We start from the raw sequence: 12949 nt of genomic DNA on the forward strand, positions 1-12949 counted from the left end.
TCATACGGCCAGTCCTGCGGTTCGGTGAGGAGTTCCACCGCTCCGGTGGTCCAGTCGACCTGCGTCGACGGAGCGTCCACATGAAGCGTCCGCGGCAACCGCCCGTGCTCCAACGCCTTGACCATCTTGATGATCCCGGCCACTCCAGCAGCAGCCTGCGTGTGGCCGATGTTCGACTTCAGGGACCCCAGCCACAGCGGCCGGTCCGCTGTCTTGCCCCGCCCGTAGGTGTTCAGCAGCGCCTGCGCCTCAATCGGATCGCCGAGTCGCGTGCCCGTGCCATGGGCCTCGACAGTGTCGACGTCCTGCGGCGTGAGGCGGGCATTGGCCAGAGCCTGCCGGATCACCCGCTCCTGTGATGGCCCGTTCGGCGCGGTAAGCCCATTGGACGCACCGTCCTGGTTGACGGCCGAACCCCGCACCACCGCGAGGACTCGGTGGCCGTTGCGTTGGGCGTCGGAGAGCCGCTCCAAGAGCAGCATCCCCACGCCCTCGCCCCAGCCGGTGCCGTCCGCGGCGTCAGCGAACGCTTTGCAGCGGCCGTCCGCGGCCAGACCACGCTGCCGTGAGAACTCAACGAACACACTGGGTGTCGCCATCACGGCCACACCGCCGGCGAGTGCCAGGTCGCATTCGCCCTGGCGCAGGGATTGTGCGGCGAGGTGCAGAGCCACCAGCGAGGACGAGCAGGCAGTGTCCACCGTCACCGCAGGACCCTCAAGCCCGAACGTGTACGACACACGACCCGACGCCACACTGCCCGCGCCGCCGGTGCCGATGTAGCCTTCCACGCCTTCGGGTAGTTCTGCGGTCCGTGAGCCGTAGTCATGGAACATCACCCCCGCGAACACACCGGTGCGACTTCCCTTCACCGACTCCGGAACGATGCCCGCGTGTTCGATGGCTTCCCAGGAGGTCTCCAGCAGCAGTCGCTGCTGCGGGTCCATTGCGATGGCCTCGCGGGGCGAGATTCCGAAGAACCCCGCGTCGAAGCCGCCGGCGTCGTAGAGGAATCCGCCCTGGCGGGTGTAGCTGGTGTTCGGCGTCTCGGGATCGGGGTCGTAGAGCGCGTCGAGATCCCACCCTCGGTCGGTCGGGAAGTCCCCCAGGACGTCACGGCCCTCGGCGACCAGCTGCCATAGATCGTCGGGGGAGGAGACACCGCCCGGATAGCGGCAGGCCATTCCGACGACGGCGATGGGCTCGTCGGCGGGGTGTGCCCCGGCGTGACCGGAGGGTGAGGAGTACGAGGTGTCCTCGACCGAGCGCGGGGCACCCGTCAGTACGCGGTTTAGCTCGTCCGCGAGTAGGGCGGGGGTCGGGTGATCGAACGCTGCCGTGACGGGCAGGCGGACACCGGTCACCGTGGTCAGTCTGCCGTGCAGGGCCACCGCCGTCCTGGAGTCGAGACCGAGAGCCTTGAAGGCCAGCGCGGTGTCGAGTGAGTCCGGGTTCTCCCATCCGATGACGGCTGCCGTTTCGGCACGGACCAGTTCCCTGACCATCTCCCGCTGTTCCGCCGGGTCGGCATCCGCGAAACGGGCCAACAGCTCCTGGGCCGTCCCCTTGGCCGGAGGGGCGGAGAGCAGATCGAGCGGGTTCACGGGTGCACCGAGGTAACGAGTGGGTTCCCCGGGGCGGACGGCCACGGCCAGCGGACGCTGCCCGCGAAGCGCGGTGTCCAACTGGTCCAGGCTCGTCCGGGTGACGAGTTCGGCGTCCTCGGAGTCCCCCCAGGTGAGGGCGAGACCCGTGATCCCCTGCGCCTGGCGGTGCTGGGCGAGTACGTCGAGGAAGGCGCCGGCCGCGATGTTTCGGGGTCCGGGGGTGTCGTCGGCGCCGGTCGCTGTCGAGGAGAGGAGGACGAAGGCGGACAGCGGTAGTGTCCGCGTCAGGACGTGGAGGTTGAGCACGCCGTCCACGCGTCCGTCCATCAGGTGGGCGGCATGGAAGACACCGGCCAGTGGCGCATCGTCAGGGATCGAGCCGATCAGCCCGGCCAGGGCCTCGGGGTCGGTGGCCGATGTGGCGGAGACGGTGACGGTCGCTCCCCGTACGGCCATCTCGGCGGTGAGGGAATCGTCCGCTGGGTCGGTGGCTCCAGCGTCGGCGAGCAGCACCCGCCGGGCGCCGTACGCACCGACGAGATGACGGGCGAGCGCCCCTCCCCGTCCGTTGGCCGGCCCCACGATGAGCACGGTTCCCCGGGCGAGTGCTGCAGGGAGACCCGAAGGATCCCCGCCCGAGCTGCTTGCCGAACCTTCGGCAGCCCCACCTGTCGGTGCATCGGCTCGTGCATCGACCGGCCCGCCCTGCGGTGCGGCCGGCCCGTCTGTCGTTGCATCAGTTGACACGGGCAGCAGCCGGGGAGCCCGGAACACTCCGTCCCGTACCGCGATCTGCGACTCCCCGGAGGCGGCGAAAGCGGCGAGCAGTTCGGGAGTGGGCTGGCCTTCGTCGAGGTCGATCAGACCGAACCGCTCCGGCTGATCGGCCATCGCGGCCCTTACCACTCCCCAGACCAGGGCCGGGACAAGGCCCGACACATCTTCGCCCGGTCCGGAGAACACGGCCTTGCGGGTGGCGAAGACCAGGCGACCGGAGGCGAACCGGGGGTCGGCCAGCCATGACTCCGTGAGCCCGGCGACCCACTCGGCAGCCTGGGCGACCGCGCCGCCGAAGTCTCCACCGCCGATGCCGTCCCACAAGCACGGTACAAGGACGATGTCTGGTACCGCGGTCTCGGCTGTCGTGTCGAGCGAAGCGCGCAGCGCGTCGAGATCGGCGTGGAGCGGTACGCCGTCCGCCCCGAGTCCCATCTCGTCGTCGCCGAGAACCGCCAGGTGCGGGGCGCGCACGGTCTCGAGTGTTTCGGTCGACCTGCCGTCGGTGCCGGGGATGTCGCGCCAGCCCACGCCCAGGAGGGCTTCGTACTGTGTGGCCCGGGTACCGAGCAGGCGGGCGGGCTGGTCGCGCAGCGCGTGGCGCATGACCTTGCCCGAGCCGGTACGGGGTATCGACGTGACGAGGTAGACGCGCTCCGGCACCTTGAAGTGGGCCAGCTTGTCGCGGCAGGCGGCGAGGATCCGACCGGCGTCTACGGCGGTTTCCGGAGTGCCGGGGGCGGCTGCCACCACATAGGCGACCGGCACCTCGCCCAGTACCTCGTCGGGTTCACCGGCCACTGCGACATCCGCGTTGTCCGTCGCCTGGCGGACGATGTCCTCGATCTCGGCCGGGTGGATGTTCTCCCCGGCCCGAATGATCAGATCCTTCAACCGGCCGGTGATGGTGAGGCAGCCGTTGTCGTCCTGGCGCGCGAGGTCGCCGGTCCGGTACCAGCCGTCCCGTACCGCAGCCGCTGTCACCTCGGGCAGTCGGTGGTATCCCGCCATGAGGCTGGGACCACTCACCCAGACCTCACCCTCGGCGCCGGCGGGGGCGTTCTGACCGGTCTCGGGATCGATCAGCCGGACCGAGAGGCCGGGTACCGGCTTGCCGCACGAACCCGCCGGAAGGGGCTCACCCGGGGCGGCCATGGTGATGGCGCCACACGTCTCCGTACTGCCGTAGCTGTTGACCAGGGGCAGATCGAAGGTGCGTTCCACGTCCTCGACGAGATCGGCGGAGGCGACCGCTCCTGTGCACAGGCCCACGCGGAGCGAACCGGCGTCGAACGCCCCGGCCTCGCGCAGCAGATAGTGGTACATCGTCGGGACGCCGACGAGCATGGTGTGCGGACGGGCGCGGAGTGCGGCTAGGACCTCTTCTGCGGAGAAGCCGCTCATGATGTGCGCGGTGGCACCCGTGGCGGTCACACCGAGGACGCACAGGATGTGCGCAAGGCTGTGGTGCAGCGGCAGCGGCCAGAGCACCTCGTCATCGGCGGACAGACCGAGCACGGGAGCGTAGCAGGCGGCCACCGACCACAGGCAGCTCCGTTGTGTGGAGAGCACACCCTTGGGGCTGCCGGTGGTGCCGGAGGTGTAGAGCTGCCATGCGGTGTCGTCGAGGCCCAGACTGTCCGGGGCGGGTGTGGACGGCTCCACGGTGGCCCAGGACTCGAACAGCACAGTTGTCACAGGGCCGTTCGCGCTGCCGTCGACGCCCGGCGCCGCGGTGTCGACCGAGCCGGTGACGACGAGGGTGACCGCGGTTCCCAGCCCGGCCGTCACCCGGCGCACCTGGTCCAGACGTGCCCGGTCGGTGATGACCACCCGGGCGCCCGAGTCCTGAAGCAGATGGCACAGTTCGGCGTCTGACGACTGGGGATTGACCGGTACGCCGACCGCGGCGGCCCGGGTGATCGCGAGATAGCTCTCCACGACCTCGACACTGTTGCCGAGGACGATCGCCGCCCGGTCACCGACGCCGAGGGCTTCCCCGGCCAGATGGCCCGCGAGCCGCCGTGTGCGGGCATCGAGGTCCCGGTAGGTAACGGCGCGGTCGGCATCCCGAAAGGCGACCTTGGCGCCATGCCGGTCGGCCTGAGCCGCCAGCAGCTCGGGCAGCGGTCGGATCAGCTCGGAACGCAACATGTCACCGTCTCCATCATGTCCGTCATCGGTTTACGAGGTGTGGCAGAAAGCAGAAAGCAGAAAGCAAGAGCGCAGAAGGCAAGAGCGCAGGAAGTAGCGGGTGGAATCGGGCGGTCCCATGCCGGGGAGATCGCAGGACGCGCATATGTCGCGGGAGAGAAGAGGAAAGGAGGTGCAGGAGGGCGGGAACGGCTTCGGTACGCGCTGTGCACCGGGCGTCCCCGCCTCCCGGATGTCAGACCCTCGGTCCGGCTCCGCCGGAAGCCACCGGCTCCGCGCGGTGGTTGTTGAGGTAGTTGCTGCTGCCCTTGATGTTGGCGTGGGTCAGCTTGTTCATCGGGATGGCCCGGCGGACGATCCGCAGCATGAGCAGCATGTTGTTGCTGCGGCTCATCCAGCCGGCGCTGCTGCTGACCCGCCGCACCCTGCCGACCCTGGCCGTCTCGTAGGCGCGGAGCGCGCCCGCAGGATCGGCCTTCCCCGCCACGATCGCCTGAGTGAGTACCCAGGCGTCTTCCAACGCCTGGTTCGCCCCCATTCCGGCCCTCGGCGGAATGGCGTGCGCCGCGTCGCCCATGAGTGTCATCGGGCCCCGGCCCCACCAGCGCGGCACCTTGTGCAGTGCGTGCGGGAACACATGGACATCATCCTCGGTGAGTGTGTCCAGTAGACCGGCAACCGCCGGCTCCCACCCGGAGAACCACTTCCGCAATTGGGGAAGTTGAGGTCCGTCAACGTTTCCCGCGTTGGTGCCGTTGGGCTTCCACGGCCCCTCGAAAGCCCAGTGCAGCAGGCCGTCGCCGACCGGGTGCACGGCGCAGATGCCGATGCTTCCGAAGTAGGTCCGTACGGTGTTGCCGTCCGTGAGGTCCGACGGTACGGAAGAGATGCCGTGCCAGGTGGCCACACCGGTGAACGCGGCCCCAAGATCGGGGTGGAGCGTCTCCCGGACGGCGGACCGGTAGCCGTCGGCCCCGATCAGTATGTCGGTGTGAACCTCGGATCCGTCCGAGAAGGAGGCGACCGCCCCGCCCGCGGCGGTCCGCACCCCGATGCACTGGCTGCCGAACCGTATGGTGCCCTCGGGCAGTTCGGCCGCGAGCCGTTCCACCACACCGCCCCGGGGGACCAGCAGGGTTTCATGCCCGTACCGCTCGCTGATCGTCTTCATGTCGGTCCACACCAGCAGTGAGCCGTTGTACGACAGCAGCTCACCGCGGTGCATGGCACGACCGAAGCCCACGGTCTCGATGCCCAGTTCGGCGAGGATTCCGGTGGAGCCCGGCCAGAGGATCACACCGTTGCCCTCGGTCCGCAACCGGTCGCCACGTTCGTACACTTCGACCTGGTGTCCTGCCCGGATCAGCCCCAGGGCGGCGGCGAGTCCGCCGATACCGGCGCCGATGATGACCGTCTTCATGATGCGCTCCTTGGTGTGCGGCCCTGCAGCCAGCTGTCGACGGCGTCGGCCGTGTCCTGTGAGTGGTCCTCCAGGACGGTGAAGTGGTTGCCGGGCACGGCCACGGTGTCGTGGGAGAACTGCCAACTGGCGCCCCAGTCCCCGTGCTCGGCGGCGAGTGTGGCCAGCTCTTCCGAGAACGGATCGGCGGCCCGCAACAGCAGTGTCGGGGTGCTCACTCCGGACGGTGCCCAGTCGGTGAAGATCATGTCGTAGCCGCCGGTCGCGGCCAGTCGTGTTTCGTTGTTGAGGACGAGTGCGTTCTCCCGGCCCGAGGTTGCCCTGGTCATGGCCGTCCGCACCCAGTCCCGCGCCACGAGCGTGTCGGGGGAGTAGCTGTCCACCAGCACCAGCCCGGCCGGTGTCCGGCCCGCTGCCTCCAGCCGCTCCGTGAGCGCGTGGGCGACCCATCCGGCGGCGGACCTGCCCAGGAGTACGAAGGGGGTGTCCGGCGCCTCCGCGAAGAGGCGGGTGAGCGCTTCCGCGTGGGCGGCGGCCAGGGCCTCGACGCTCCCGGGCAGTGACTCCCCGTCCAAGAATCCGGGCTCGGGCAGGGCCCATACGTCCCGAGTGGAGCCGAGGGCCGCCGCGAACCGGGCGTACTCGTGCGGCCCGGATGCCGGACTGAAGGACGGCAGACACACCAGCACCGGCTGTCCCTCCCCGGTCGCCAGCCGGAGAGCACGCGGCGCATGGTCCGCCGCATCCACCGTGCCGAAGGCCGGCCGCAGCGCCGCAACCGCCTTGAGGAGCTCCGTCGCCGCCTCGTACCGTCCTGCGTCGTTGGCCGCCCAGTACAGGTCGGCGATGCTTCCGCCGCTCGGTGAGCCGCCCTGCCCGGTGTTCCGCGCTGCGTCCCGCGCAGTGTCATCGGAGTCGAGCCACGACAACAGCCGGGTGGCGATGCCCGTGCAGGTGGGGTGGTCATAGAGCAGTGTTGCGGGCAGTTCGAGGCCGGTGGCCGACGACAGATGGTTGCGCAGCTCGATTGCGGTGAGCGAGTCGAAGCCCAACTCCAGCAGCTCCCGGCCCTCCTCGACGGCGTCCAAAGAGGTGTGCCCGAGGACTCCGGCGGCGCAGGAGCGTACGAAGTCCAGCACGGCAGCAGGCCGTTCCTCAACCGGGAGGTCGCGCACCTGATCCCGCAGCACCGGCCCCAGGGCGTCCCGTACGGGTACGCCGCTGTCGCCGCCCATGCCCGGAAGCAGACCCGAACCGGGCCCGGTGCCCGGCTCCAGCCAGTACCGCTGCCGCTCGAACGCATAGGTCGGCAGTGTCGCCGCCCGAGCCGAAGGCAGCACCTCGTCCCACTCCACCGCCCCGTGCCAGGCATGGATCTGACCCACGGCCGAGACCAGGGCCGACGCTTCGTCCCGCGTACGACGCAGTACGGGAATGAAACCGCACCGCGCCGTACGGGCCTCCTCTCCCGTGACGCACTCCTGCGCCATCGTGGTCAGGACCGCGTCGGGACCCACCTCCACGTAACGGCGTACGCCTGCACGGTGCAGCCGGCGGACACCGTCGAAGAAGCGGACGGCCTCCCGGGCGTGACGGACCCAGTACCCGGCGGAGCACATCTCATCGGGTCCCACCAACTCCCCGGTCAGGTTCGACACGATCGGTACGGTCGGCGAGTGGAAGGTCAGCCCCTCCGCCACCTGCCGGAACGCATCGAGCATTCCGTCCATGTGCGCCGAATGGAATGCGTGGCTCACCTTCAATCGGGCGGTCTTCCAACCCTGGGCGCGGGCTGCCTCCGCGATGCGCAGGACGGCGTCCTCGTCACCGGAGACCACCGTGGAGGCCGGGCCGTTGACCGCGGCGATCCCTACGGTCCCGGGGACTCCGACAGCTTCTCGACCTCCGCTGTTTCCGGTGGTTCCCGTGGCCTCGGGGTGGTCGCCGACGTCGCGGACGGCGTCCGTTTGGATCAGCTTGGCCACATCCTCCTCCGCAGCCCGCACGGACAGCATCGCACCACCGGATGGCAATGCCTCCATCAGCCGTCCCCGCGCAGCCACCAGTGCACATGCGTCCGCCAGCGACAGGACCCCGGCGACATGCGCGGCCACCAACTCGCCCACGGAGTGCCCGATCAGGAAGTCCGGACGGACACCCCACGCCTCCAACTGCCGGTGAAGAGCCACCTCGATGGCGAACAGCGCGGGCTGTGTCCACACGGTCCGGTCCAACAGCCCCGTCGTACCGGAGTCGGGGTCGGACTCGCCGAGACCCAGCACCTCGCGCAGGGGCAGGTCGAGATGGCCACCGAAGTGCTCGCACACCTCGTCCAACGCCGAGCTGAACACCGGGAACCGGCCGTACAGAGCCCGGCCCATTCCCACGCGCTGACTGCCCTGACCGGTGAAGAGGAAAGCCGTACGCCCCTGGGACGGACCGGACTGAACGGCCGTCACCGCTCCGCTGTACCGGCCTTCCGCCACCTGCACACAGGCAGCGAGCAACTCCTCTCGGTCCGCGCCGGTGAGCACCGCCGTACGGTCCAGACGGGCACGGGTCCGTACGAGGGCGTACGCGACGTCCTCCGCGGCGAGTCCGGGCCGGTCCGCCACATGGTCGTGCAGCCGCAGCGCTTGGGAGCGCAGACCGGTCTCCGTGGCGGCGGACATCACCCAGGGGATCGCGGCCGGGGTGGGCGGTGCAGCCGTTGCCCCTGGGGCCGTCTCCTGGGTGTACGGGATCGCTTCAGTGGTTTCCGGGGCTTGTTCGAGGATGACGTGGGCGTTGGTGCCGGAGATTCCGAAAGAGGAAATCCCGGCGCGGCGCGGCCGGTCGGTGTTGTGCGGCCACTCACGGGACTCGGTGAGGAGTTCCACCGCTCCGGTGGTCCAGTCGACCTGGGTGGACGGGGTGTCCACATGAAGCGTCCGCGGAAGCCGTTCGTGCTCCAGGGCTTTGACCATCTTGATGATCCCGGCGACTCCGGCGGCGGCTTGGGTGTGGCCGATGTTTGATTTGACCGATCCGAGGTGGAGGGGTCGGTCGGTGGGGCGGTCCTGCCCGTAGGTATTCAGCAGCGCCTGCGCCTCGATCGGGTCGCCGAGTCGGGTGCCGGTGCCATGGGCTTCGACGGTGTCGATGTCCTGCGGTGTGAGGCGGGCGTTGGCGAGGGCTTGGCGGATGACGCGTTCTTGTGACGGCCCGTTGGGTGCGGTGAGTCCGTTGGATGCGCCGTCCTGGTTGACGGCGGAGCCCCGTATGACCGCGAGGACGCGGTGGCCGTTGCGTTGGGCGTCGGAGAGCCGCTCCAGGAGCAGCATCCCCACCCCCTCTGCGAACCCGGCACCGTTAGCGGCGTCGGCGAACGCCTTGCACCGACCGTCCTCCGCAAGCCCGCGCTGCCGTGAGAACTCCACGAACAGATTCGGTGTCGCCATGATGGTGGCGCCGCCGGCGAGTGCCAGGTCGCATTCGCCCTGGCGAAGGGATTGGGCGGCGAGGTGCAGTGCCACCAGCGAGGACGAGCAGGCAGTATCGACGGTGACCGCAGGGCCCTCAAGGCCGAAGGTGTACGACAGTCGGCCCGACGCCACACTTGCCGCACTGCCGATACCGAGGTACCCCTCCACCTCCTCCGGGGCACCGGACCCCAGGGAGATGTAGTCGGCCCCGCTCGCCCCGATGAACACACCGGTCCGGCTGCCCTTCAGAGCCCCGGGGTCGATGGCGGCGTGCTCCATCGCCTCCCAGGAGGTCTCCAGGAGCAACCGCTGCTGCGGATCCATAGCGATCGCCTCACGGGGCGAGATCCCGAACAGCCCCGGGTCGAACTCCGCGGCGTCGGCCAGGAACCCACCACGGCGGGTGTACGACCTGCCACGGCGCCCGGGATCCGGATCGTAGATCGTCTCGATGTCCCAGCCCCGGTCCACGGGGAAGTCGGAGGTTCCGTCGCGGCCCTCAGCGATGAGCGTCCACAGATCGTCTGCCGACCGGACATCGCCAGGGAACCGGCAGCTCACCGCGGTGATGGCGATCGGCTCGTCGGTACCCGAGCCGGCCGCTGCCACGGGTGCGGGACGCTGCCCGGGCCGGGTGTTCCCTGCCACCTCGGACATCAGGTGGTCGGCGAGTGCCTGCGGGGTCGGGTGGTCGAAGATGAGGGTGGCGGACAGCCGAAGCCCGGTGGCCTTGTTGAGCCGGTTGCGCAGCTCCACTGCCGTCAGCGAGTCAAAGCCGGCCTCCTTGAACGTTCTCAGGGACTGCACCGACTCCGTGGAAGCGTGCCCCAGTACGGCGGCCACATGGGCATGCACCAGGTCGAGGACGATCCGCTCGGCCTCGGGCCCGATCGCCCCGGCCAGCCGCTCGGCAAGCGTGCCCGCACCACCCTCGGTGCGCCCGTCGAGCCGGACGGCACGGCGTGTGGGCGTCCGCACCAGACCACGAAGGAGCGCGGGCAGCGTTCCCGCACGGGCCCGCTCCCCGAGAGCCGCCGGATTCAGCCGCACTGGGACCAGCCCCGACTCCGCGGAGCTCAGACCCACATCGAACAGGGCGAGACCGTCCTCGGTGGACAGCGTCCGAACTCCTCCGCGTTCCATACGCCGCAGATCGACTGCGTCCAAGTGCCCGGTCATACCACTGCGTTCGGCCCACAGTCCCCAGGACAGAGAGGACGCGGGGAGTCCTTGGGCGTGTCGCTTTTGGGCGAGGGCGTCGAGGAAGGCGTTCGCCGCTGCGTAATTGGCTTGCCCACGGTTGCCGAACGTCGACGCCACCGACGAGAAGAGGACGAAAGCCGCGAGGTCATGGCCACGAGTGAGGTCGTGCAGGTTCCAGGAAGCGTCGATCTTCGGGCGGAGGACGGCATCGAGTTGGTCTGGGGTGAGGGTTTCGATGGTGCTGTCGTGGAGGGTGCCGGCGGTGTGGATGATGGCGGTGAGGGGGTGGTCGGGGTGGATGGTGGTGAGGGTGTTTTCGAGTGCGGTGCGGTTGGTGGTGTCGCAGGCGGTGATGTGGATGGTGGCGCCTTGGGCGGTGAGTTCGTTGTGGAGTTCGGTGGCTCCGGGGGCGTTGGGTCCGCTTCTGCTGAGGAGGTGGAGGTGGCGGATGCCGTGCTGGGTGACGAGGTGTCGGGCGACGAGTGCACCCAGACCGCCGGTGCCACCGGTGATGAGGACGGTCCCGTCGGGGTTGAGGGGGGTGGGGACGGTGAGGACGACCTTGCCGGTGTGGCGTGCCTGGCTGAGGTAGCGGAATGCTTCGGGTGCCTGGCGTACGTCCCAGGCCGTGACCGGCAGTGGCTTCAACACCCCCGCCTCGAAGAGACCCACGACCTCCCGCAGGATCTCCTGCAACCGCGCGGGCCCCGCCTCATAGAGATCAAAGGCTTGGTAGTGGACGTTGGGGTGGTGGGTGGTGATGTCGTGGGGGTTGCGGATGTCGGTTTTGCCCATGTCGGCGAAGCGTCCGCCGTGGGGGAGGAGTCGGAGGGAGGCGTCGGTGTATTCGTGGGCGAGGGAGTTGATGATGATGTTGACGCCGTTGCCGTGGGTGGCGGTGTGGATGTGGTGTTCGAAGTCGAGGGTGCGGGAGGAGGCGAGGTGGGTGGTGGGGATGCCGAGTGTGGTGAGGGTGTGCCATTTGGTGGGGTGGGCGGTGGCGTAGATGTCGAGGTTGAGGTGGTGGGCGAGTTGGACGGCTGCCATGCCGACGCCGCCTGCGGCTGCGTGGATGAGGACGCGTTCGCCGGGTTGGGCGCGTGCGATGTCGACCAGCGCGTAGTACGCCGTCAGAAAGACGATGGGGATCGTGGCGGCCTCGGTGAAGGACCAGCCCTCCGGCATCCTCACGACCGCCTGCTGATCCGCCACCGTGACCGGTCCGAACCCACCGGAGAACAGGCCCATGACGCGGTCACCGACAGCCAACCCGCTCACACCGGGGCCGACCTCCGTGATCACACCCGCACCCTCACTACCGAGCAGCGCCTCACCTGGATACATGCCGAGGGTGATCAGAACGTCTCGGAAGTTCAGTCCGGCCGAGCGCACCGAGATCCGGATCTGGCCGTCGGCCAGGGGCTCCGCGGCCTCCGGCGCGGACACCAGCGCCAGATTCTCCAGGGTGCCCCGCTCCGTCACATCCAGCCGCCACGGTCCCTCACCGGGAACCACCAGGTCGGACGAGCCCGGCCGGGCCAAACGCCGGGCGAGCAGGGTCTCTCCGCTGACCGCCAGCTCCGGCTCGTCGGAGCCGAGTGCGGCCCGGACAGCGGCGGGCGACCAATCACGGTCCAGATCGAGCAGCGCGAACCGATCGGGGTGCTCGGACTGCGCCGTACGGACGAACCCGCGGGCAGTTGCAGAAACAAGGCGGTCGTGGCGACCGTCCGGCACTCCGGCAACACCGTCCCGGGTGACGACCACGAGTCGTGAGGCCGACAGCCGCTCGTCGGCCAACCAAGCACGTACGGTCCCGGCGATCTCGTGCGTCGCACGGTGTGCGGAGACCACGGGAGACCGGGACGACTCCTGCGAGTCCGTCGCACCGTTGCCGGACTCTTCCGCATTCCCGGGGGCGATGATCAGCAGGACTGTCTCCGGGACCTGCTCAGCGCCGGCGACTTCGGCGATGTCCGCGTACGACAAGACCTCGCTGCCGTGGGCGCGCAATGCCTCATCCAGACCGAAGGCGCACTCACCGATCAGTCCGATCCTGGATGGCACCGCACCTTCGTCGGTCGGAGACTCCGTCCACCGCACAAGGAAGAGCGCATCCCTCAGAGAGCTGTCCCCACCGGACCGCAACTGACCTTCCGCCAGCGGGCGGGACACCATCGAGTCCGCTGTCAGCACCGCCCTGCCGGCCCCGTCCGCCATCGTCAGTGTGATGGTGTTGGGGGCGGTGGGGGTGAGGTGGATGCGGAGGGTGGTGGCGCCGGTGGCGTGGAGGGTGACGTTGTTCCAGGTGAAGGGGAGGTGGA

The 12949-nt window shown here is 69.3% G+C and carries 3 protein-coding genes; all 3 read right to left on the reverse strand.

The genetic code is table 11. The annotated features are described in order from the left end of the window. On the reverse strand, window positions 1–4538 hold a 4538-nt coding region (locus ABZ348_RS34135; protein WP_358939820.1), incomplete at its 3' end, for a beta-ketoacyl synthase N-terminal-like domain-containing protein. A 235-nt stretch (window positions 4539–4773) separates the two neighbouring features. Further along, the gene (locus ABZ348_RS34140; RefSeq protein ID WP_358939822.1) at window positions 4774–5958 is read right to left on the reverse strand and encodes an NAD(P)/FAD-dependent oxidoreductase; all 1185 of its coding nucleotides are present in this window, start codon (window positions 5956–5958) and stop codon (window positions 4774–4776) included. Continuing rightward, entirely contained in the window at window positions 5955–12692 is a 6738-nt protein-coding gene (locus ABZ348_RS34145; protein ID WP_358939824.1) for an SDR family NAD(P)-dependent oxidoreductase, read from the reverse strand. The genes ABZ348_RS34140 and ABZ348_RS34145 overlap by 4 nt, the downstream gene beginning before the upstream one ends. Window positions 12693–12949 lie beyond the last annotated feature (257 nt).

It is taken from the genome of Streptomyces sp. NPDC005963 (assembly GCF_040638655.1).
GTDB lineage: Bacteria > Actinomycetota > Actinomycetes > Streptomycetales > Streptomycetaceae > Streptomyces.

What these genes read in the sequence shown, in the direction of transcription:
- ABZ348_RS34140 (WP_358939822.1), bottom strand. Translation starts at nt 5,958, where the DNA reads ATGAAGACGGTCATCATCGGCGCCGGTATCGGCGGACTCGCCGCCGCC.